This window comes from Paenibacillus sp. BSR1-1, assembly GCF_030403775.1.
Taxonomy (GTDB): Bacteria; Bacillota; Bacilli; order Bacillales; family Cytobacillaceae; genus Neobacillus.
The window spans coordinates 1-21,377 of sequence record NZ_JAQMWQ010000029.1 but is presented as its reverse complement, the minus strand read 5'-3'; the positions used below and the strand labels follow the sequence as shown (position 1 = coordinate 21,377).

Genomic DNA, 21,377 nt, shown 5'->3' with positions numbered 1-21,377 from the left:
TAAAAATAATCTATTACATCTTATAGAAAAAACTGTAGGTCTTTCTATAAGACAAAAAGAAAAAGGGTTTTTTCCTCAAAAACCACATTTTCACATTTTGACTATTATTTTGTCATCATTTCCTTCTTACTCCAATTTTATACTAAAAAAATAAGTATTTTTAGGAATAATTCGGTAAATATTATGATGGCATTTTATAATGCTAACACAACGACAATTCCGAGTCAACTATTTTACCGCTTTAATGATAAAATAACCTTTCGATTTGTCAATAGTTTCTACATGGGAAAATAAAGTTTTTAATTTTTCAAGGGCGGATGGTGCACCTTGCTTCTTTTGAATGACTATCCACAGCTCTCCCTGTGTAACAAGATGTTCATAGCTTTGTTCAAAAATATCATGCACCGTCTTTTTTCCAGCTCTAATCGGCGGATTTGTAAGAATAGCTGCGAAGGAATTCTCCTTCACATTTTTCAGCCGGTCACTTTCATAAATGTTCACATTGTCAATACGGTTAAGTGACGCATTTTCTTTAGCTAATTCAAGCGCCCGTTCATTTACATCAACCATATGTACAAGTCGGTCTTGATAGGTTTTCGCTAAAGACAATCCAATCGGTCCATAACCACAGCCAACATCCAGTACAAACCCTTCTACAGCTGGCATTTCAAAAGATTCAATTAATAACCGTGAGCCAAAATCTACTTCTCTTTTTGAAAAAACTCCATTATCCGTTTTAAAACGAAAGTTATGGTTTCTTAAGCTGAAATCCCAATATTTCGGATCACTTTCAACCTTTTGGGTTCGAGAATAGTAGTGTTCTGACAATAGACTCACCTCCAGGGGAGTATATATTGTAGAAAATTGAGGAAGTAGAAAAAAGCCCGCTTATGCAGCGAGCTTTCTTATATCAAAATTACTTAACTTCAACGTTAGCTCCAACTTCATCAAGCTTAGCTTTGATTGCTTCAGCATCTTCTTTAGAAACGCCTTCTTTGATTGGCTTTGGAGTGTTGTCAACAAGGTCTTTTGCTTCTTTAAGTCCAAGACCAGTGATTTCACGAACAACTTTGATAACCTTGATTTTTTGATCTCCAGCGCCAGCTAGGATTACGTCGAATTCTGTTTTTTCTTCAACAGCAGCCGCACCAGCTCCGCCTACCATTGCTACAGGAGCAGCAGCAGTTACGCCGAATTCTTCTTCGATTGCTTTTACTAGGTCGTTAAGTTCTAAAACAGTCATATTTTTAACTGCTTCAATGATTTGTTCTTTAGTCATGATAATATTTCCTCCTTAGTTTTCGTTTACTATTTTTAAATTGCGATAGAGATTAACTTACGCGCCTTGTTCTTCTTTTTGTTCTGCCACAGCTTTTGCAGCAAGAGCAAGATTGCGGATTGGAGCTTGTAGTACGCTGAGTAGCATAGATAGCAAGCCTTCGCGTGAAGGAAGTTCAGCAAGAGCTTTAACCTCTTCAACTGTTGCAACATTACCTTCGATTACACCTGCTTTGATTTCAAGTGCTTCATGCTTTTTCGCGAAATCGTTAAGGATCTTCGCTGGAGCAACTACATCTTCAGTACTGAACGCGATTGCGTTTGGACCTGTTAATGCATCATTTAAGCCAGTAAGCTCAGCAGCTTCTGCAGCACGGCGAGTCATAGTGTTTTTGTAAACTTTGAACTCAATACCGGCTTCACGAAGTTGTTTACGAAGTTCAGTTACTTCAGCAACTTTTAGTCCGCGGTAATCAACAACGATTGTTGATACGCTGCTTTTTAATTTATCGGTGATTTCTTCAACAACATGTTTTTTTGCTTCGATTGCACTGCTCATCTTTACACCTCCTGTAGAATGTCTACATTTATACCAGGCAAGTAAAAGCCTCCATATCAATCTAAGACATGGAGGCAGCATATAACAACTGAACGACTCAGTTAATTTATTCGCTCTACCTCGGCAGGACATTAAGCCTCACGGCACCTGCTGTCTACAGTACAAATGTTTATAATATTAAACAACAAAATATATTGTATAAGATGCTGTTGTATTTGTCAATTGGTAAAATTATTTAGCTGCTACTGTAGAAGGATCTACTTTCACGCCAGGTCCCATTGTTGAAGTAACTGTTACATTCTTCATGTAAGTACCTTTTGCAGCAGATGGTTTAACTTTTAACATTGTTTCAAATACAGTTGTAAAGTTTTCTACAAGCTTTTCGTTTTCGAAAGAAGCTTTACCGATTGGCACATGGATATTACCAGCTTTGTCAACACGGTATTCTACTTTACCTGCTTTGATTTCATTGATAGCACGTGTTACATCAAATGTAACTGTTCCTGTTTTAGGGTTTGGCATTAAGCCTTTAGGTCCTAATACACGACCAAGCTTACCAACTTCACCCATCATGTCAGGAGTTGCAACGATTACATCAAAATCAAACCAACCTTGTTGGATTTTGTTGATGTATTCAGCATCGCCTACATAATCAGCACCAGCTGCTTCAGCTTCTTTCACTTTTTCACCCTTCGCGAATACTAATACGCGTTGAGTTTTACCAGTTCCGTTTGGAAGCACAACAGCTCCACGGATTTGCTGGTCAGCTTTCTTAGGGTCAACACCTAAGCGGAATGCAACTTCTAGAGATGCATCGAATTTCACAAAGTTTGTTTGCTTAGCAAGTTCAATTGCTTCTGCAATTGGGTAAGCCTTTGTACGATCTACAAGCTTTACAGCTTCTAGGTACTTTTTACCTTTTTTAGCCATTTTTATTTCCTCCTAAATTGTGGTTTTAACGTTTTATAACTCCCACGAAAAAGGTTGCAGTAGTTTAAAACTCCGCAACCCTCATTACAAACAACCAGTTTTACATGGATTAGTCTTCGATTACGATACCCATGCTGCGTGCAGTACCTTCAACCATGCGCATTGCTGCTTCAACGCTAGCTGCGTTTAGGTCAGGCATTTTTTGTTCCGCAATCTCGCGTACTGTACCACGCTTTACTGTTGCTACTTTATTACGGTTAGGCTGGCCTGAACCAGACTGAATTCCAGCTGCTACTTTCAAAAGAACGGCAGCAGGAGGAGTTTTCGTAATAAATGTAAATGAACGGTCTTCAAATACCGTGATTTCAACAGGAATGATCAATCCAGCTTGATCTGCTGTACGAGCGTTAAATTCCTTACAGAATCCCATGATGTTAACACCGGCTTGACCTAGTGCAGGACCAACTGGTGGTGCAGGGTTTGCTTTACCAGCAGGGATTTGTAATTTAACAACTTTAATTACTTTTTTAGCCACGAGACACACCTCCTTAAAGTCCGTGATGTGGTAATTGGGTACCTTAGGGACCCTCCCACTCAGGCAATTAGTCTTTATATAAATACAAAGAACTTGACAAAAGTCTTGTCTCCAATTCGGAGACATACTGACCTATGAAATATTAACATTTTTTAAAAATGATTTCAAGTTTTTTTACATTAAACTTTAATTTTCTTTTAACCTCGGTTACTGTCTAGCTACAGCGCCTAGGGGCTCGAGGTCATAAGCCAATCCGTCGAGAAGGTTAAAAAACAACCTTCCCGCCGGCTCGTCTTATGCTTGTCGCCCCTGGGCAAGGCGCTTCCGCTTTTCTATTTAAAGTTTTTCAATTTGTGTAAAATCAAGCTCTACTGGGGTGTCACGGCCGAACATGTTAACAAGTACCTTAAGCTTCGAGTGGTTCTTGTCCATTTCTTCAACTGATCCAGTAAAGTTCGCGAATGGACCTTCTTTTACGCGGACTGTCTCACCGATTTCATAATCAACATCCACACGTTTTTCATCTACACCCATACGTTTCAATAATACTTGTACTTCTTCCGGCAGTAACGGAGTCGGTTTTGATCCGGAACCTGCAGATCCAACAAATCCTGTTACACCTGGTGTATTACGCACCACATACCAAGAATCATCGGTCATTACGATTTCAACTAACACATATCCAGGGAAAACCTTTCGCTTTACAACCTTTTTCTTACCATTTTTGATTTCAGTTTCTTCTTCTTCCGGAACGACTACACGGAAAATTTTATCCGCCATTCCCATCGATTCCACACGCTTCTCAAGATTCGCCTTTACTTTATTTTCATAACCCGAGTAAGTATGGACCACATACCAATTCTTTTCCATTTAAGAGGACTCGCGTCCGTCCCTCCCTATTTTTACTGTCCAGCTCCAGCGCCCAGCGACTAGTGTCCTTCGCTCTCCGCCCTACGATAAGTCAAGCACGAATGCGCTAACGCTCTTCGTGTTTCCTTTATCTCAGTTGGAGCGCTCTAGGCCTGTCGTGCGCTAAACGGTCGCTTCCGCTTTTCTAGCCAAATTAAAAAACCCGCATCTACGGGTTTTAGTTCAAAATATCTTTATTAGTCACCATTATACCATGAAGTATAACTTATTATTCAAGAATTAAACGAATCAATTTAGAAATTCCTAAATCAAGCACAGCAAAGAATGCCGCAAAAAAAACAACAGTTGATAAAACGGTAATCGTTGAACGAGTTAATTCGCCGCGTTTTGGCCAGCTTACTTTTCCCATTTCACGTAAAATATCACTAAAGAATTTCTTTATGCGTTGCATTTCTGTAACCCCCAGACTATCTTAATCAGCATTGCAAAAATCTATCGAAATCATTTTGTTTCTCGATGTATGGTATGGGTTGCGCAAGTCTTACAGAATTTTTTTAATTCTAATCTTTCTGAAACTGGCTGCTTGCTTGCTGTCGTATAATTACGCGAACCGCATTCAGCACAGGCAAGAATGACTTTTTTACTCATAATAAGGCACCTTTACCCATCTTTTTTATCCCTAAAAATGTAACATGTGTCCTAATTAATGTCAATAACCGTGAGAGCGGATTCAAAATAATGCCATAAATCAAAGTGAAAATTCGCGTATCTCGAGGTAACGCTCCAATTTTCTTTTCACACGCTGAAGGGCATTATCAATTGATTTAACATGGCGGTTCAGTTCTTCCGATATTTCTTGATAGGACTGTCCATCAAGGTAAAGGGCTAAAACTTTCCGTTCTAAATCGCTTAATAATTCTGTCATTTTTACTTCTATATGGTCAAACTCTTCTTGATTAATGATTAATTCTTCCGGGTCAAGTACCTTGGCACCTGACAAAACATCCATCAAGGTCCGGTCTGACTCTTCATCATAGATAGGCTTGTCCAAAGAAACATAAGAATTCAACGGAATATGCTTTTGTCGTGTGGCTGTCTTAATCGCAGTAATAATTTGCCGGGTTATGCACAGCTCCGCAAATGCTTTGAATGAGGTAAGCTTGTCCTCACGAAAGTCACGAATGGCCTTATATAAACCAATCATTCCCTCTTGCACAATATCTTCTTTATCGGCTCCAATTAAAAAATAGGATCTTGCTTTTGCACGCACAAAATTACGATACTTATGGATTAAATAATCCAATGCTTCACTATCACCCTGGTGCACTAAATCGACAATTTCTTCGTCTTCCATTCGAAAAAACTCTTCGTTGATTTTTGTCCCGAAGTCCGTACTCAAAGTAGATCCCCTCCACCGAACAAGCATAGATAGGTATTATTATACATGACAAACTATGAAAATACTATGCTCATTTCTGCCCTCTGCGCCATTTTTCAAAAATTTCCGCCATTTCATCACTAATTGGGATTTTTGACACAGGTTTCTTTTCTTGGATCTTCTTCACTTTCTTTTCGATGCCCTTCTCAATGGAAGACATTTCAACAAGGAGCTCACGAGCGGATTTTCTTAACGCCCCTTGTCCAAAAATAGCCCATTGTTCTGTAAAATCGGAGGTCGCCACATGAATTTGTGTTCTTCGATTATTTAAACTAATGGCCATTTTTTCTATCCGCTCATCAGCTGTTTCGTTTTCTTTTGTAAAAATCACTTCTACTTTATGGTTTTTATATTTTTTTTCCGTCCCTTGTACATAGTGGGCATCAAAAACAACAATAACGCGATAACCAGAAACGGCTTGATATTCAGCCATTCTTTCAACTAAGCGGTCTCTAGCAGCAGGCAGGTCACGGTCCTTCAACTCCCTTAGTTCTGGCCATGCTCCGATAATGTTGTATCCGTCAACTAGCAGGATATCCATGGCTATCCCTCTAATTTATGACGTTTTCGATATACCTCATACATCAGCAATGCAGCAGCAACAGAGGCATTTAAGGACGTAACTTTGCCGGCCATCGGTAACTGGATAAGAAAATCACATTTATCACGAATCAGCCTTCCCATTCCTTTACCTTCACTGCCAATGACTAAACCAAGCGGAAGTGTTCCATCCATTTGCCGGTAATCCTGTTTTCCTTTCGCATCGGTACCGGCAATCCACACACCGCGTTCCTTTAATTCCTCAATTGTTCGCGCCATATTCGTGACACGGACAACCGGGATATATTCTATTGCACCCGTCGAGGCCTTGGCAACCGTCGCCGTAAGGCCAACAGCCCTGCGCTTTGGAATAATTATGCCGTGAGCTCCAACAGCATCAGCCGTCCTCATAATCGACCCGAGGTTGTGAGGGTCCTCAATTTCATCAAGCAATAAAAAGAAAGGAGGTTCGTTTTTCTTTTCTGCTGCAGCAAACAAATCATCCATTTCGGCATATTGATAGGCCGCAACATAAGCAAGGACTCCTTGATGATTTTGATCCGTCACTTGGTCAATTTTTTTCTTTGGGACAAATTGCACGATCACGTTCGCTTCTTTTGCCAATTGGGTCACTTGCTGCATCTGACCGCGCTGTGAACCTTCTGCAATTAAAATTTTATTAATATCTCGTCCTGATTTCAGTGCTTCCATAACCGGATTTTTTCCAATGATGTATTCCTGGTTCATCCTTTTTCCTCCTTTCTTTTTTCATCAACATATAAAAATGCCTTCTGAATGAGTTCCTCTAAACGAGTGATATGATCCGTTAAGTATAAATAACCCATCAATGCCTCAAAAGCAGTACTATAGCGATAAGTTTGAACATCCGTGTTTTTGGGGACAGTTCCTGACTTAGCGTTCCTGCCACGCATGACAACAGCCATTTCTTCTTCATTTAAGAGATGATCATCCATCATTTGAAAAAGAATTTGGCTCTGCGCTTTCGCTGATACATATCTTGTACCAGCTCTGTGAAGTTGATGAGGGCGAACCTGGCCCCCGTACAAAAGATGACGCCTGACATATGTTTCAAAAATGGCATCACCCATGTAAGCAAGGGCGAGGCTATTCAATTGTTTAGCATCGATTGATTGTTCATAATCAAGCATTGAATTAGCCTCTTTTCCATCTGGTACCCTGTGGTGTATCCTCTAAAATAATATTCATATCCTTCAATTGGTCACGAATTTGGTCAGACAATTGGAAGTTCCGGTCTTTACGTGCCTGGATGCGTTTTTCAATTAAGGCATCAATCTCTTCGTCGAGCATTTCTTCTTTTTCCATTGTCAAACCAAGCACCTGAAAAAGCTCTTCAAATTGCTTGGTGAAGGCATCAATGACTTCTATTGCTGTATTTTTTTCTAATAGATAATAATTAGCCAGCTTGGAAAGATCAAAAAGAACTGAAATGGCTTTTGCTGTATTAAAATCATCATCCATCGCTTCGATAAACTGCTTGCGTAAAGCGGCAATTTTTTCAAGCCACTCTTGATTATTATGAGTCAAGTCAGTACTTGCATCCTTGCGGTGTTTTAAATTTTGGTATGAGGTCGTTAAGCGTTCGAGCGCAGCCTTCGTGCTCTCTAATAATTCCTCACTATAGTTTATCGGATTGCGATAATGGACTGACAGCATGAAAAATCTTACTACCTGTGGATTATGCTGTTTGATAATGTCATGCACTAGGACGAAGTTGCCGAGTGATTTGGACATTTTTTCATTATCAATATTGATATAGCCGTTGTGCATCCAGTATCGGGAAAATAGCTTACCTGAAAGGGCTTCTGACTGGGCAATCTCATTTTCATGATGCGGGAAGGTCAAATCCTGTCCGCCTGCATGAATATCGATTGTGTCACCAAGATATTTTTTCGCCATTGCCGAGCATTCGATATGCCAGCCTGGGCGGCCAATTCCCCACGGGCTTTCCCAGTAGATTTCCCCTTCCTTTGCCGCTTTCCATAGGGCAAAGTCTAAGTCATCCTGCTTTTTATCGCCGACTTCTATTCTGGCGCCAACCTGCAGGTCATCAATTGATTGGTGAGACAGCTTGCCGTATTCGTCGAAGCTTCTAGTACGGAAATAGACATCTCCTTCGGATTCATAGGCGTAGCCTTTCTCAACTAACTCGCTGATAAAATCAATGATGATATCCATATTTTCCATAACGCGTGGATGGACATCCGCTTTTTTGCAGCCTAACGCCGAAACATCTTCAAAATAAGCATTGATAAATCGTTCCGCTACTGTTGGAACATCCGTCCCTAATTGATTGGCAGCACGGATTAATTTATCGTCGACATCCGTAAAATTGGAAACATACTGCACATCAAAACCGCGGAATTCTAAATAGCGGCGCACCGTATCAAACACGATTGCCGGGCGGGCATTGCCTATATGAATATAATTATAGACAGTCGGCCCGCAAACATACATTTTTACTTTCCCTTCCTCAAGCGGAATGAAATCTTCCTTTTTGCGAGTAAGTGTATTATAAAGTTGAATGGCCATTGACCTTTATCCTTTCTTCCTTCAATTCTTCAAGTTCTACTTTTAACTGGTTTAGTTCAAATTGCATATCCCGTAGACGATCAGCAACTGGATCCGGCAGGTCACAATGATTGAAATCTTTATTAATCCGCTTGCCATCCTGAATGACAACTCTTCCCGGCACCCCTACAACCGTTGAGTTTGGTGGTACTTCCTTTAATACGACTGAACCTGCACCGATTTTGGAATTTTCCCCTACAGTAATCGAACCGAGAACTTTCGCACCGGTGGCAATGAGGGCATTATCCTTAATAGTAGGATGCCTCTTTCCTTTTTCTTTACCAGTACCTCCGAGCGTAACCCCTTGGAAAACAGTAACATTATCACCGATTTCACATGTTTCACCGATGACAACTCCCATACCGTGATCGATGAAAAATCTCCTGCCTATTTTTGCCCCCGGATGGATTTCAATTCCCGTAAAAAAGCGGCTGATTTGGGAAATAACCCGGGCTAAGAAAAATAATTTCCGTTTAAAGAGTGCATGGGCAACGCGATGTGCCCAAATAGCATGTAAGCCTGAATAGGTTAGAACCACTTCTAAATAGCTTCGTGCCGCTGGATCCTGCTCAAAAACAACTTCAATATCCTCCCTCATCCTTTTAAACATTCCCATTTCCCCCTTGTTTTGTGAAAAATAAAAAACGCCTCTGTCTAACGACAGAGACGCTTGTGCGTGGTTCCACTCTGATTAGACTACAAGCGAATAGCTTACTAGTCTCACTCTTACTTGTTAACGGAAATGTTCCGCCCAAATCTACTGGAGTTGACTCTTTCGAACTGGGGCTCAGAGGTGCATTTCAATCAATGAGAGGCTTAAACCACTTACAGCCGGTGATGGTTCTCTCTTAAAAGCATCATTTATCTACTTTTCCTCTTCGTCGCTTTAAGATATTAAAAATTCTTACATATACTATATTACATTTTGTCTGTAATGTTAACTAATAATTTTATTAATTCTCATTTGGACCTTTTTCTTGCCTAAAAGTTCAATTGCCTGAGGGAGATCTGGTCCATGGGTTTGGCCTGTCACCGCTGCACGAATCGGCATGAACAGATTTTTTCCTTTTTGACCAGTGGATTTTTGAACAGCCTTCATGGCTGCCTTAATGCCATCTGCCTCGAAGCTTTCGAGTTGATCGAGTTCTTGGGAGAATGCCTTTAAAACTTCTGGAACCTGCTCACCTGTCAGTATTTCCCTTGCATCATCCTCATATACTGCCTCGTCTGTAAAGAACATATCGGAAAGTTCGACGATTTCGGCGCCAAAGCTCATTTTTTCCTGTAAAAGCGCAACTAAGCCGTGTACCCAGTTTCTCTCTTCTTCAGTCGGATTTCCGCTGATGCGACCTGCTTTCATTAAATGAGGCAGAGCTAGCTCCACAACCCGGTCAACTTCAATCTTTTTCATATATTGATTGTTCATCCAGGTAAGCTTTTGTTTATCAAATAATGCCGGTGATTTTGACAGGCGGTTTGCATCAAATATTTCAATAAATTCAGCCTTAGAATATAGTTCCTCTTCACCTGCTGGCGACCAGCCGAGTAAGGTAATAAAGTTAAATAAAGCTTCCGGCAAATAGCCTAATTCCTCGTATTGCTCAATGAATTGAATAATCGACTCATCACGCTTGCTTAACTTTTTGCGGCTTTCGTTGACAATTAAGGTCATATGTCCAAAAACAGGCGGTTCCCAGCCTAATGCTTCATATACCATCAGCTGCTTTGGTGTGTTCGAGATATGGTCATCGCCGCGAAGGACATGAGAAATTTCCATTAAATGATCATCAATGGCAACCGCAAAGTTATAGGTAGGCGTTCCATCTTTTTTAACGATGACCCAGTCACCCATTCCTTCTGATTCAAAGGAAACGATGCCTTTAACCATATCATCAAAGGTATAGGTTTTTTCTTCAGGAACGGCAATACGGATGCTTGGCTCGCGGCCTTCACTTTCCAGCTGCTGACGCTCTTCCGGAGTCAAATGACGGCATTTCCCAGAATAATGCGGCGTTTCGCCTCTTTCCGTCTGTGCTTCACGCTCTGCTTCAAGCTCCGCCTCTGTACAATAACACTTATAAGCGTGACCCTGATCTAATAATTGATTATAGTAAGTTTCATAAATATCGTTTCTTTCAGATTGACGATAGGGTCCAAACTCGCCGCCTACATCGACACTTTCATCCCAATCCATACCAAGCCATTTTAAGTATTTTAATTGGCTTTCTTCTCCGCCCTCAATATTCCGCTTTTTATCGGTATCTTCAATCCTAATGATAAATTTCCCGCCTTTGCTGCGTGCGAATAAATAATTAAATAACGCAGTACGGGCGTTTCCGATATGTAAATGTCCTGTCGGACTAGGTGCATACCTTACACGAACTTCGTTTGACATCATCGTGCCTCCAATTAGAAAAGCGCAAGCGCCTTGCCCAGGGGCGATAGGCATAAGACGAGCCGGCTGGAAGGTTGCCCTTTAACCTTCCTGACGGATTGGCTTATGACCCCGAGCACCTAGGCGCTGGAGCTAGACATTTCTCTTTTTAATATTTTCAACTGATTATTTTATCATTTCTTTTTCAATAAAACTACTGCTTGGGAGGCGATCCCTTCTCCTCTTCCGGTGAAGCCAAGCTTTTCTGTTGTTGTCGCCTTTACATTGATTTGTTCCGGATCGGCTTCTAACAATTCAGCAATCCGTACTCGCATCTTCTCAATATAAGGAGCCATTTTCGGCTTCTGGGCAATGATTGTACAATCAGCATTCACAAGCTCATAGCCTTTTTCTTTTACTAACTGCCATACATGCTCCATCAGCTTAGCGGAGTCTGCATCCTTAAAATGCGGGTCAGTATCAGGGAAATGCTTGCCAATATCCCCTTCCCCAATTGCACCCAGGCAGGCATCAGACACCGTATGCAATAATACATCTGCATCGGAATGACCTAACAGCCCCTTTTCGTAGGGGATTGTAATACCGCCAATAATAAGCGGCCGCCCCTCCGTTAATTGATGAACATCGAAGCCTTGACCAATTCGAAACATGATTAAAAACCCCTTTTTTTCAAAATCGCTTCCGCAAAGAATAGATCTTCAGGTGTTGTCAGCTTGATATTATCGTAATCGCCTTCGACCATGGCTACTGGATGGTTGAGGCGTTCGACTAAACTCGCATCATCTGTGCCAAGAAACTGGTCCTTCTCGGCGTTTTCATAAGCCTCTTTAAGGAGCGAAATACGAAAAGCTTGCGGGGTTTGCACGGCCCACAAGCTTGAACGTTCGACAGTTTCAGCAACAATACCATCCTGAACCTTTTTCATCGTGTCCTTCGCAGGTACTCCGATAATGGCAGCACCTGTTTCAACCGCCTTATCTGTTAAACGATGAATATGCTCTTTTTGAATAAATGGTCTTGCTGCATCATGAACAAGAATAATCCCTGCGCTTTTCACTGTTTTCAGAGCATTATAGATACTATGCTGACGTTCCTTTCCACCAGGAACTAAATTGATGACTTTTTTGATTTGGTGCTTTTTTAACAAAGCTATAAATTCCGCTTCATCCTGAGGATGAATGGCAAGAATGATGCCATCGCAGGCCTCGTCTTCATTAAACACCCTTAAGGTATGAATGAGAACTGGAATTTCATTAAGTGTGAGCAACAGTTTATTTTTCCCCGCTCCCATTCTTTTTCCCTGGCCCGCAGCCGGGAGAATAACTTGGTAAGACATATAAATACCTCAATCTATAAAGCTTTTTCTAATAATTTAGGTTTAGCAAAAATCATTCGCCCGGCAGAAGTCTGAAGGACACTGGTAACCAGAACCTCAATTCTTTTCCCGATATATTCTCTTCCCTCTTCTACGACAATCATTGTTCCATCATCTAAATAAGCAACGCCCTGATGATATTCTTTTCCATCTTTAATAACTTGAACCGTTAATTCCTCCCCTGGAAGAACAACCGGCTTAACGGCATTGGCTAAATCATTAATATTTAATACAGAGACGTTCTGCAATTCACATACTTTATTAAGATTAAAATCATTGGTAACAAGAATACCATTTGTTATTTTCGCCAGCTTAACAAGCTTTGAATCCACTTCACTAATCTCGTCAAAATCGCCCTCGTAAATTTCAACTTTTATGGCGAGTTCCTTTTGAATTCTGTTTAAAATATCCAAGCCTCGTCGGCCTCGATTTCTCTTTAAGACATCAGAAGAGTCCGCAATATGCTGCAATTCCGCCAAAACAAACTGGGGAATGACAATGGTCCCTTCTAAAAATCCCGTTTGGCAAATATCAGCAACACGTCCATCGATAATGACACTGGTATCTAATATTTTTAAAGATTGCTTAGCTTCCTTTTCAGACTCTTCTTCCGAAGACTTTTTCTTGCTGCTGCCCTTTCCAAAAAGGCCTAAGAGCTCATCACGTTTTTTAAAGCCGACTTGAAAGCCTAAGTAACCAAATAATAGAGTCAGCAAAATGGGTGCAACCGCATTTAACACCGGCACCTGAACAGCGTTTAGCGCAAAGCCGACTAAAAAGGCGACCAACAGGCCAAAAATGAGACCTAGACTGCCAAACAAAACATCCGTAACAGGAATTTTCACTAATGAATCTTCAGCCCATGTAATAAAATTAAACACATAATCTACTGCCCAAAAGGTAATAAGATAAAAAATAATAGCACCTAAAATAGCAGTGACATAAGAATTATTAATAACGGGAATGTCATTAATATGAAGTAGATTGAACAAATTCGGTAAAAACAGGATCCCAAGCGTACCACCTATTATGAGGAAGCAAGCCTGCACAATTCGCTTTAACATTCCTTCACCTCCTCTACTCATTATAAACAGATTCGTAAAATTGAAACCTTGAAATGTTGATTATTTTTCCAAATTGGAAAGGCCTTGATATAAAATTGCGATGTTAAAATCTTACTCCTCATAGGGTAGCATTGGAAAATTTTTGTGTCAAATAATTACCAATTACAAATGGCGGACCGTGTAGAGCCGCTCTTTAATTAATTTAAATCCTTCTTTAATTTTCTTTGCCCGAACTTCTCCAATCCCCTCAACTTCGTCCAGTTCTTCAACAGTGGCAGCAATAATATTGGAAAGTTCGTCGAAACAAGTGATGAGGTTTTCGATAATGATGGCTGGCAGCCGCGGTATTTTATTCAGAATCCGATAACCACGGGGATTTTTATTTTCATCTAAATGAACATACCCTAGGTAGCCCATTAGCTTTAATAACACCATATCTTCAATCGTGCCGCTATTGGCCAGCACCTGCATCCTTTGAAAGACTTCACGGGATTTCACATCGCGATCATGGGCATAGTCCTTGATGATTAACATGATTTCCTCTTCTAGCTCCGTCAAAATTTCATTCATTTGCAAGCGGATCAGCCTGCCCTCTGTTCCCAGTTCATACAAGTAGGTTAATAGTTCGTTTTTAATTTTTAACACCATTTCAAACCGATGAAGAACCAGTAAAAAATCATTGTAAGTAACTGATTCCTCAAACTCCAAAATACTTAAATTGGTAATACTTTGTTCCAGAACCGCTTTATATTTCTCAAGTGTTTGAATGGCCTGATTGGCTTTTGTTAAAATGACTGCAATATCTTTTAACGCATAACGGACATTTCCTTGATACAAGGTAATGACATTTCGCCTTTGTGAAATAGCTATGACTAGAGCTTTCGTTTGTTTGGCAGCTCTCTCAGCCGTTCGGTGCCTCATCCCCGTTTCAGTCGAGGTTATATCCGCGTCAGGCGCCAGCTGGGCATTTGCAAATAGAATTTTATTTCCAGTTTCATTTAGGATAATGGCTCCATCCATTTTGGCCAATTCATATAAAAAGCTTGGCGAAAAAGGACAGTTGATGGCAAAGCCGCCGTCGACAATACTTTTAACCTTTTCGTTATAACCAATTACAATGAGCCCCCCAGTATTGGCTCTCAGAACATTATCAATTCCCTCGCGAAGAGGTGTTCCCGGGGCAATAAGCTGTAACACATCAGTAACTGTATGTTCGCCAAGCTTTTTATGATCCATCCGCTACTCCCCCAACGCAGCTTTTAGTGCTTCGCTTACCGACGAAACACCTATTAGTTCAACTCCTGCCGGCCCGTTCCAGCCGCTTAAATTATTGGCTGGCAGGATGACCCGCTCAAATCCAAGCTTTGCCGCTTCCTGGACGCGCTGCTCGATTCTCGATACCCGTCTAACCTCACCGGTCAGCCCCACTTCACCTATAATGCAATCGGTCGGCCTTGTCGGTTTATCTCTAAAGCTCGAGGCGATGCTGACCGCTACGGCTAAATCAATCGCCGGCTCATCCAATTTTACGCCGCCAGCAACCTTTAAATAGGCATCTTGATTTTGCAGGAGCATTCCTACGCGCTTCTCGAGGACGGCCATTAATAGCGGCACTCGGTTATGGTCGATTCCGGTTGCCATTCTGCGCGGGTTTCCGAAGCTTGTCGGAGAGATTAACGCCTGAATTTCTACTAGAACAGGGCGAGTTCCTTCCATCGAAGCCACCACTGTAGACCCTGCCGCACCCCTTGAACGTTCTTCCAGGAAAATTTCAGATGGGTTTTCGACTTCCTCGAGGCCAAACTCCTTCATTTCAAAAATACCCATTTCATTTGTCGAGCCAAAGCGATTTTTGACTGCTCGTAATATGCGATACGTATGGTGCCGCTCTCCTTCAAAATAAAGCACCGTATCCACCATATGCTCTAACAGTCTCGGTCCGGCAATTGAGCCTTCTTTGGTGACGTGCCCAACGATAAAAATGGCGATCCCTTTCGTTTTTCCAATTCTCATTAGTTCAGAGGTACACTCACGGACCTGGGAAACGCTCCCCGGCGCTGAAGTAATATCCGGGTGGAAGACGGTTTGGATGGAATCGATGATGACGAAACTTGGATTTGTACTATCAATCGTTCGATTAATTTCTTCAAGATTTGTTTCCGCATAGACAAGCAGATTTTCTGATTTGATTCCCAAACGTTCAGCACGGAGTTTGGTTTGCCTCATTGACTCCTCACCCGATATGTACAAAACCTGATTGCCTTTACCCGCCAGCTGGGAGGATACTTGTAGAAGCAGCGTTGATTTACCGATTCCCGGATCCCCGCCAATCAAAACTAAAGAACCTTTAACGACCCCGCCGCCGAGGACTCGGTTCAATTCATTTAAATCGGTAAGAATTCTTGGTTCACTTATCATTTCAATTGATGTGATTGGAGTTGGTTTTGAGAGGATTGCTGAAGTGCCTTGTGAATGGGCAAAAGCCCCTCTTCTATTCGCACCGGTTACCTCTACTTCCTCGACCATCTTATTCCACGAACCACACCCCGGACATTTACCCATCCATTTTGGCGATTCATAACCGCACTCTGAGCACATAAACTTCGTTTTTCGTTTAGCCATTCCTATACCTTCCTTACAACTGCAAAAATGAAAAAAGAGGTACACGGTTGGACTTTATTCACGTGTACCTCTACTTGAGTAACTACAGTTATTTTTTGCAGAACTTTAACTATTTTATTTCGCTAAGCTTGTTTTCTCAGCCGATTTAACAACAAATTCACCATTATCAACATCTATTATAGCATGGTGGCCTGTTAATAATGTACCTTTTAGCAGTTCTTCAGATAGACGGTCTTCAATATGCTTTTGAATCGCACGTCTTAGTGGTCTAGCCCCATATTCTGGGTCGTACCCTTCCTCTGAAATTTTGCCTTTAGCTGCAGGCGTAAGTTCAATTGAAATATTTTGTTCCTTTAATCGTTTGACTAACTGCTCTGATAATAGAGTGACAATTTCGTCTAAATGCTTCTTCTCGAGTGCATGGAAGACGATGATTTCATCGATACGGTTCAGGAATTCCGGACGGAAGGCTTTCTTTAATTCCTCCATTACTTTCCCCTTCATATCCTTATAATCCTGGGCACTGTCCTGAATATTAAAGCCGACATATTTATTGCGTTTTAATGCTTCAGCTCCGACATTGGAGGTCATGATTAAGACGGTATTCCGGAAATCAACCGTTCTTCCTTTGGAATCCGTTAAGCGTCCATCTTCAAGCACTTGAAGAAGGATATTAAATACATCCGGATGTGCTTTTTCAATTTCATCCAGCAAGATGACAGAGTATGGTTTTCTTCGAACCTTCTCGGTTAATTGCCCGCCTTCTTCATAGCCGACATAACCTGGAGGGGATCCGACAAGACGTGAGGTAGAATGCTTCTCCATATACTCAGACATATCAATACGAATCATTGCATCCTCATCGCCAAACATTGCTTCAGCAAGAGCCCGTGCTAATTCCGTTTTTCCGACACCGGTAGGACCAAGGAAGACAAAGGAACCGATTGGACGCTTTGGATCTTTTAGCCCTGCTCTCGCACGGCGGACCGCTTTAGACACTGCAATAACGGCTTCCTCTTGACCAATAACACGGGAATGAAGAACTTCCTCTAGATTTAGAAGTTTTGCAGTCTCCGTTTGTTGAAGTTTCGAAACAGGTACTCCCGTCCAGCTGGAAACAACACTGGCGATATCCTCAACCGTTACTTCGTTATTTTCTTTTCCTTGTTTTTCTTTCCATGTTTTCTTCGTTTCTTCGAGCTGTTCACGCAGACGCTGCTCAGTATCTCTTAAGGAAGCAGCTTTTTCAAACTCTTGACTTTGAACAGCTGAGTCCTTCTCTTTTCTGACATCTTCCAGCTTAACCTCTAATTCTTTTAAATTAGGAGGAGTGGTATAGGAGCGAAGACGTACCTTCGAGCCCGCTTCATCAATTAAATCGATGGCTTTATCAGGAAGGAAGCGATCCGAAATATAACGGTCAGATAGCTTTACCGCTGCCTCAATTGCTTCATCTGTAATCGAAACACGGTGGTGTGCCTCATAACGATCCCGCAGTCCTTCTAAAATTTGAATCGATTCCTCAGCCGTTGGTTCATCAACACGGATTGGCTGGAAACGACGTTCTAAGGCAGCATCTTTTTCAATATATTTACGGTATTCATCAAGTGTCGTAGCACCGATACATTGAAGTTCACCGCGGGCAAGCGATGGTTTTAAAATATTGGAAGCATCAATCGCACCTTCCGCACCACCTGCTCCAATTAAGGTATGAAGTTCATCAATGAATAAAATAATATTACCGGCTTGGCGAATTTCATCCATTACTTTTTTCAGACGGTCTTCAAATTCACCTCGGTACTTCGTTCCGGCAACAACCGTTCCCATGTCGAGCGTCATGACGCGCTTATCACGGAGAATTTCCGGCACTTCATTATTCACGATTTGCTGGGCCAGCCCTTCTGCAATCGCGGTTTTACCTACACCAGGCTCCCCGATTAAAACCGGGTTATTTTTTGTCCGGCGGCTTAGGACCTCGATAACTCGCTGAATTTCCTTGCTGCGTCCAATAACCGGATCTAGGCTTCCTTCTCTTGCAATGGCTGTTAAATCACGAGCAAGGCTATCAAGTGTTGGAGTATTAGCGCTTACTGCGCCGCCACCTTGATGGCCGCCGGATTCATTGCTGCCTAATAATTGAAGGACCTGCTGGCGCGCTTTATTTAAGCTGACACCAAGGTTATTAAGTACTCGGGCCGCAACCCCTTCTCCCTCCCGAATTAAACCAAGGAGGATATGCTCAGTTCCCACATAGGAATGGCCTAATTTACGGGCCTCATCCATGGAAAGTTCAATGACTTTTTTTGCTCTAGGAGTATAGTGAATGGTTTGTGACGTCTCTTGTCCTTTGCCAATTAAGTTTTCAACTTCTTTTTGGATTTTATCAGAACCTAATCCCAGTCCATAAAGGGCTTTTGCTGCGATCCCTTCTCCTTCACGAATTAACCCTAATAAAATATGCTCTGTCCCAATATTGTTGTGACCAAGACGAATGGCTTCCTCTTGTGCTAAAGCTAAAACTTTTTGTGCTCTCTCAGTAAAACGGCCGAACATCATACTCTCACTCCTCACCTATTTTTTCCTTCTCCAAATTTAGTCGTTCCCTTATTAATGCTGCGCGTCTGATATCTCTCTCATGAGGTCTTAACGGTCCGCCGGCATATTGCTGCAAAAATCCCGGCTGGGTTAATATCATTAATTCATTTAATATCGTTTTTGGCATATCATTGATATACCCCATATCTATTCCAAGCCGAACATCGGATAAACACTTTGCAGCTTCCTTTGATTCAATGATCCGGCTATTAGATAACACGCCCAAGGAGCGGAACACCCTGTCTTCTAATTGTATGTTAGAAGTCTTTCGTAATGCTTCGCGCGCCGACCTTTCTTGTGAAATTAACTGGCTGACAACGCCCATCAGGTCACGGCCGATATCCTCTTCCGATTTTCCTAATGTAATTTGATTGGAGATTTGAAATATATTCCCCAGCGCCTCACTTCCTTCGCCATATATCCCTCTAACAACCAGTCCTAATTGATGAATAGCAGGAATAATCCGGTTGATTTGCTGGGTTAACATCAGCCCCGGCAGATGCATCATAACGGAAGCGCGAAGGCCTGTTCCTACATTAGTAGGACAGCTAGTCAAGTAGCCGTGTTTTTCATCAAAAGCATATTGAATATTACTCTCGAGCCAATCATCAATTTCATTTGCAGCATCCAGCGCTTCTGATAATTGCAAGCCTGGGAACAAGCATTGTATTCGGATATGATCTTCTTCATTAATCATAATACTAACTTCTTCATTTTCGGTTAATAGAATTGCACCATATGGTGAATCTTCCGCTAAATGCGGACTGATTAAATGCTTTTCCACTAAGACTCTTTTTTGGAGCGGCTGTATTTCATCAATTTTCAGCAATTCCATTTGGCCAAATTTTTGGAACGGCGAAATTTTTAAAATCTCTTCCATTTCTAAAATAATCTTTTTTGCCTCTTCGTGTGAAAATAAAGTTGGGAAAGGATATTCATAAAAATTTCGAGCCAATCGTATTCGCGAACTTAGGACAATATCGGAATCGGGTCCTTCCGCACACATCCATGAACTGACCGCTTGATTAAGAAAACGTTCGAGTGACACGCCTTTATTCCCCCCCCTCAGGGCTGCTTGCTAGTTGTTTTTCTAAGTTCCGTATTTTATCACGAATCTCAGCAGCTCTCTCAAATTCTTCACTGATGATGGAATCCCTAAGTGCGTTTTTCAGTTCATCTAATTGCTTGCGAAGATAAATTCCACTGCCAATTCTTTTAGGGATTTTTCCATTATGTGCCCAGTTGCCGCTGTGAAGACGTCCCAAAACAGGTTTTAGCTGTTCTTTGAAGGTTTCATAGCAATATGCACAACCGAAACGGCCTACCTTTAAAAATTGAGGAAAAGTCATTGAACAGTGATCACATTGCAGGACTTCCTCCTGATGAAACGGGCTTTGGCTGGGCTTTTTAAAAGAAGGGTCGATATTTAGTAATCCGGCTAACAGATTATTAAATGCGAAACCCGACTCTCCATTAAAAATAAACATTTCGCCTTTTTCCTGAGCACATTTCTCACAAAGATGCACTTCTGTTTTTTCACCATTTATGAATTTTGTAAAATGAAGTGCTGCAGGTCTTTGATTACACTCTTGGCAAATCATATTTTCACCTCTCCAGCAGCTTTAGTTATTTATATTTTAATGATGTTAGCATAGCTTTTAGCATTCTGGCTCGTAATTCGTCCCGGTGTGGAAGATCAATATATAAAACAGAACGGTCAATGACACTTAACATGATTTTCGCTTCTCTGGTTGTTATGATTTCTTCCTGGACAAGCCTGAGGATGACGTCTTCGGCACTTGTCTGACTAATTCGGTGTTGAATCAACGATAGCAAGTGGTCGATTAGATGGGCTAAATCATGGGATTGAACCTTCATAATTCGTATATACCCACCGCCGCCTCTTTTACTCTCAACAATGTAGCCTCTTTCGATGGTAAAGCGTGTGTTGATGACGTAATTGATTTGGGACGGAACGCATTGAAATTTATCGGCGATTTCACTCCGCTTTATTTCAACAAGGTCCTCGTCACTCATTTCTAATACTTGCTTTAAATATTTTTCAATAATATCGGAGATGTTTCTCATCTTCCCACCCCCTTTGTTATTATTTTATCTGACTTTGACTATATTTGACATAAATTATACTCATTTTTTTATCTAGATGCAACGTTTCGCTACTAATGATTTTCTCCAAATTCTGCGGATGGGAAACGTGTGAATTTTTTTATGTTGATTTGTTTGTGATTGGTTTGAGTGAATCGAATGGAGGGTGGGATTGGATTGGATCGAGATGATGGACAGTTTTAATAGTTTAATAACCAGCCTTGTCTTGCATATGCCTACTAAGGACATTTTGTTTCGTTTGATAATCAATTTTGTCCTCAATAAGGGCTATTAGGGACAATTAGATTGATTTTGCCAGAAGTTTTGTCCTTAATACAAAAAAAGACAATCCTCGCGGATTGTCCTTTTCTTGTGCCTGGCAACGTCCTACTCTCACAGGGGCGCGTGCCCCAACTACCATCGGCGCTGAGAAGCTTAACTTCCGTGTTCGGTATGGGAA

The 21,377-nt window shown here is 41.4% G+C and carries 24 protein-coding genes, 1 rRNA gene and 2 other annotated features; all 25 genes read right to left on the bottom strand.

The features are described from left to right. Window positions 1-228: 228 nt before the first annotated feature. Window positions 229-828, bottom strand: coding sequence for a class I SAM-dependent methyltransferase (locus tag PH210_RS26125; RefSeq protein WP_289989293.1), 600 nt, complete (start codon window positions 826-828; stop codon window positions 229-231). Window positions 829-916: 88 nt separating this feature from the next. Then, a complete protein-coding gene (gene rplL / locus PH210_RS26120; RefSeq protein WP_223595879.1) occupies window positions 917-1,279 on the bottom strand; it encodes a 50S ribosomal protein L7/L12 in 363 nt (120 codons plus the stop codon). Window positions 1,280-1,336: 57 nt separating this feature from the next. Further along, window positions 1,337-1,837, bottom strand: coding sequence for a 50S ribosomal protein L10 (gene rplJ / locus PH210_RS26115; protein ID WP_289989292.1), 501 nt, complete (start codon window positions 1,835-1,837; stop codon window positions 1,337-1,339). A gap of 33 nt (window positions 1,838-1,870) precedes the next feature. Then, window positions 1,871-2,015, bottom strand: a sequence feature (ribosomal protein L10 leader region). A gap of 53 nt (window positions 2,016-2,068) precedes the next feature. Next, entirely contained in the window at window positions 2,069-2,767 is a 699-nt protein-coding gene (gene rplA, locus PH210_RS26110; RefSeq protein WP_289989291.1) for a 50S ribosomal protein L1, read from the bottom strand. A 109-nt stretch (window positions 2,768-2,876) separates the two neighbouring features. Beyond that, entirely contained in the window at window positions 2,877-3,302 is a 426-nt protein-coding gene (rplK, locus tag PH210_RS26105) for a 50S ribosomal protein L11 (RefSeq protein ID WP_223595882.1), read from the bottom strand. 336 nt (window positions 3,303-3,638) lie between these two features. Then, complete coding sequence (gene nusG / locus PH210_RS26100) at window positions 3,639-4,172, bottom strand: transcription termination/antitermination protein NusG (protein WP_289989290.1); 534 nt, start codon at window positions 4,170-4,172, stop codon at window positions 3,639-3,641. Window positions 4,173-4,440: 268 nt separating this feature from the next. After that, on the bottom strand, window positions 4,441-4,623 hold the full coding sequence (gene secE / locus PH210_RS26095; RefSeq protein ID WP_289989289.1) for a preprotein translocase subunit SecE: 183 nt from the start codon (window positions 4,621-4,623) through the stop codon (window positions 4,441-4,443). A 50-nt stretch (window positions 4,624-4,673) separates the two neighbouring features. Beyond that, window positions 4,674-4,820 carry a 50S ribosomal protein L33 gene (rpmG, locus tag PH210_RS26090; protein WP_289989288.1) on the bottom strand — a complete coding sequence of 49 codons (147 nt, stop codon included), beginning with the start codon at window positions 4,818-4,820 and terminating at the stop codon, window positions 4,674-4,676. Window positions 4,821-4,920: 100 nt separating this feature from the next. Further along, window positions 4,921-5,571, bottom strand: coding sequence for an RNA polymerase sporulation sigma factor SigH (gene sigH, locus PH210_RS26085; RefSeq protein WP_223595887.1), 651 nt, complete (start codon window positions 5,569-5,571; stop codon window positions 4,921-4,923). A gap of 70 nt (window positions 5,572-5,641) precedes the next feature. After that, on the bottom strand, window positions 5,642-6,151 hold the full coding sequence (locus tag PH210_RS26080; protein WP_223595889.1) for an NYN domain-containing protein: 510 nt from the start codon (window positions 6,149-6,151) through the stop codon (window positions 5,642-5,644). 2 nt (window positions 6,152-6,153) lie between these two features. Then, on the bottom strand, window positions 6,154-6,897 hold the full coding sequence (gene rlmB / locus PH210_RS26075; RefSeq protein ID WP_289989287.1) for a 23S rRNA (guanosine(2251)-2'-O)-methyltransferase RlmB: 744 nt from the start codon (window positions 6,895-6,897) through the stop codon (window positions 6,154-6,156). Further along, window positions 6,894-7,319 carry a Mini-ribonuclease 3 gene (locus tag PH210_RS26070; protein WP_289989286.1) on the bottom strand — a complete coding sequence of 142 codons (426 nt, stop codon included), beginning with the start codon at window positions 7,317-7,319 and terminating at the stop codon, window positions 6,894-6,896. The genes rlmB and PH210_RS26070 overlap by 4 nt, the downstream gene beginning before the upstream one ends. A 4-nt stretch (window positions 7,320-7,323) precedes the next feature. Next, window positions 7,324-8,721, bottom strand: a complete 1,398-nt coding sequence (gene cysS, locus PH210_RS26065) for a cysteine--tRNA ligase (RefSeq protein ID WP_289989285.1) — start codon at window positions 8,719-8,721, stop codon at window positions 7,324-7,326. Further along, window positions 8,702-9,370, bottom strand: a complete 669-nt coding sequence (gene cysE / locus PH210_RS26060) for a serine O-acetyltransferase (protein ID WP_289989284.1) — start codon at window positions 9,368-9,370, stop codon at window positions 8,702-8,704. The genes cysS and cysE overlap by 20 nt, the downstream gene beginning before the upstream one ends. A 49-nt stretch (window positions 9,371-9,419) precedes the next feature. After that, window positions 9,420-9,651 (bottom strand) — a binding site (T-box leader). A gap of 46 nt (window positions 9,652-9,697) precedes the next feature. Next, window positions 9,698-11,155, bottom strand: a complete 1,458-nt coding sequence (gene gltX / locus PH210_RS26055) for a glutamate--tRNA ligase (RefSeq protein WP_289989283.1) — start codon at window positions 11,153-11,155, stop codon at window positions 9,698-9,700. Window positions 11,156-11,328: 173 nt separating this feature from the next. After that, complete coding sequence (gene ispF, locus PH210_RS26050) at window positions 11,329-11,805, bottom strand: 2-C-methyl-D-erythritol 2,4-cyclodiphosphate synthase (protein WP_289989282.1); 477 nt, start codon at window positions 11,803-11,805, stop codon at window positions 11,329-11,331. A 2-nt stretch (window positions 11,806-11,807) separates the two neighbouring features. Continuing rightward, the gene (gene ispD / locus PH210_RS26045; RefSeq protein WP_289989281.1) at window positions 11,808-12,491 is read right to left on the bottom strand and encodes a 2-C-methyl-D-erythritol 4-phosphate cytidylyltransferase; all 684 of its coding nucleotides are present in this window, start codon (window positions 12,489-12,491) and stop codon (window positions 11,808-11,810) included. A gap of 14 nt (window positions 12,492-12,505) precedes the next feature. Continuing rightward, window positions 12,506-13,594, bottom strand: a complete 1,089-nt coding sequence (locus PH210_RS26040) for a PIN/TRAM domain-containing protein (protein WP_289989280.1) — start codon at window positions 13,592-13,594, stop codon at window positions 12,506-12,508. Window positions 13,595-13,756: 162 nt separating this feature from the next. After that, window positions 13,757-14,830, bottom strand: a complete 1,074-nt coding sequence (disA, locus tag PH210_RS26035; RefSeq protein ID WP_289989279.1) for a DNA integrity scanning diadenylate cyclase DisA — start codon at window positions 14,828-14,830, stop codon at window positions 13,757-13,759. A gap of 3 nt (window positions 14,831-14,833) precedes the next feature. After that, on the bottom strand, window positions 14,834-16,216 hold the full coding sequence (gene radA, locus PH210_RS26030) for a DNA repair protein RadA (RefSeq protein ID WP_289989278.1): 1,383 nt from the start codon (window positions 16,214-16,216) through the stop codon (window positions 14,834-14,836). Between the two features lie 114 nt (window positions 16,217-16,330). Continuing rightward, complete coding sequence (clpC, locus tag PH210_RS26025; protein WP_289989277.1) at window positions 16,331-18,772, bottom strand: ATP-dependent protease ATP-binding subunit ClpC; 2,442 nt, start codon at window positions 18,770-18,772, stop codon at window positions 16,331-16,333. Between the two features lie 4 nt (window positions 18,773-18,776). Beyond that, window positions 18,777-19,859, bottom strand: a complete 1,083-nt coding sequence (gene mcsB / locus PH210_RS26020; RefSeq protein WP_289989276.1) for a protein-arginine kinase McsB — start codon at window positions 19,857-19,859, stop codon at window positions 18,777-18,779. A gap of 4 nt (window positions 19,860-19,863) precedes the next feature. Beyond that, window positions 19,864-20,412 (bottom strand): protein-arginine kinase activator protein McsA, encoded by a 549-nt coding sequence (mcsA, locus tag PH210_RS26015; protein WP_289989275.1) that lies wholly within the window; start codon window positions 20,410-20,412, stop codon window positions 19,864-19,866. Between the two features lie 25 nt (window positions 20,413-20,437). Then, window positions 20,438-20,899 (bottom strand): CtsR family transcriptional regulator, encoded by a 462-nt coding sequence (locus tag PH210_RS26010; RefSeq protein ID WP_289989274.1) that lies wholly within the window; start codon window positions 20,897-20,899, stop codon window positions 20,438-20,440. A gap of 392 nt (window positions 20,900-21,291) precedes the next feature. Continuing rightward, window positions 21,292-21,377 (bottom strand): 5S ribosomal RNA (gene rrf / locus PH210_RS26005); the annotation flags it as partial.

Excerpts from the sequence above, each read along its gene's own strand:
- cysE (WP_289989284.1), bottom strand. The coding sequence starts at position 9,370 with ATGTTTAAAAGGATGAGGGAGGATATTGAAGTTGTTTTTGAGCAGGAT.
- rplA (WP_289989291.1), bottom strand. The coding sequence starts at position 2,767 with ATGGCTAAAAAAGGTAAAAAGTACCTAGAAGCTGTAAAGCTTGTAGAT.
- PH210_RS26010 (WP_289989274.1), bottom strand. The coding sequence starts at position 20,899 with ATGAGAAACATCTCCGATATTATTGAAAAATATTTAAAGCAAGTATTA.
- rplL (WP_223595879.1), bottom strand. The coding sequence starts at position 1,279 with ATGACTAAAGAACAAATCATTGAAGCAGTTAAAAATATGACTGTTTTA.
- ispD (WP_289989281.1), bottom strand. The coding sequence starts at position 12,491 with ATGTCTTACCAAGTTATTCTCCCGGCTGCGGGCCAGGGAAAAAGAATG.
- PH210_RS26070 (WP_289989286.1), bottom strand. The coding sequence starts at position 7,319 with ATGCTTGATTATGAACAATCAATCGATGCTAAACAATTGAATAGCCTC.
- PH210_RS26080 (WP_223595889.1), bottom strand. The coding sequence starts at position 6,151 with ATGGATATCCTGCTAGTTGACGGATACAACATTATCGGAGCATGGCCA.
- PH210_RS26040 (WP_289989280.1), bottom strand. The coding sequence starts at position 13,594 with ATGTTAAAGCGAATTGTGCAGGCTTGCTTCCTCATAATAGGTGGTACG.
- nusG (WP_289989290.1), bottom strand. The coding sequence starts at position 4,172 with ATGGAAAAGAATTGGTATGTGGTCCATACTTACTCGGGTTATGAAAAT.
- cysS (WP_289989285.1), bottom strand. The coding sequence starts at position 8,721 with ATGGCCATTCAACTTTATAATACACTTACTCGCAAAAAGGAAGATTTC.
- mcsA (WP_289989275.1), bottom strand. The coding sequence starts at position 20,412 with ATGATTTGCCAAGAGTGTAATCAAAGACCTGCAGCACTTCATTTTACA.
- rpmG (WP_289989288.1), bottom strand. The coding sequence starts at position 4,820 with ATGAGTAAAAAAGTCATTCTTGCCTGTGCTGAATGCGGTTCGCGTAAT.
- disA (WP_289989279.1), bottom strand. The coding sequence starts at position 14,830 with ATGGATCATAAAAAGCTTGGCGAACATACAGTTACTGATGTGTTACAG.
- secE (WP_289989289.1), bottom strand. The coding sequence starts at position 4,623 with ATGCAACGCATAAAGAAATTCTTTAGTGATATTTTACGTGAAATGGGA.
- radA (WP_289989278.1), bottom strand. The coding sequence starts at position 16,216 with ATGGCTAAACGAAAAACGAAGTTTATGTGCTCAGAGTGCGGTTATGAA.
- rlmB (WP_289989287.1), bottom strand. The coding sequence starts at position 6,897 with ATGAACCAGGAATACATCATTGGAAAAAATCCGGTTATGGAAGCACTG.
- rplJ (WP_289989292.1), bottom strand. The coding sequence starts at position 1,837 with ATGAGCAGTGCAATCGAAGCAAAAAAACATGTTGTTGAAGAAATCACC.
- clpC (WP_289989277.1), bottom strand. The coding sequence starts at position 18,772 with ATGATGTTCGGCCGTTTTACTGAGAGAGCACAAAAAGTTTTAGCTTTA.
- gltX (WP_289989283.1), bottom strand. The coding sequence starts at position 11,155 with ATGTCAAACGAAGTTCGTGTAAGGTATGCACCTAGTCCGACAGGACAT.
- ispF (WP_289989282.1), bottom strand. The coding sequence starts at position 11,805 with ATGTTTCGAATTGGTCAAGGCTTCGATGTTCATCAATTAACGGAGGGG.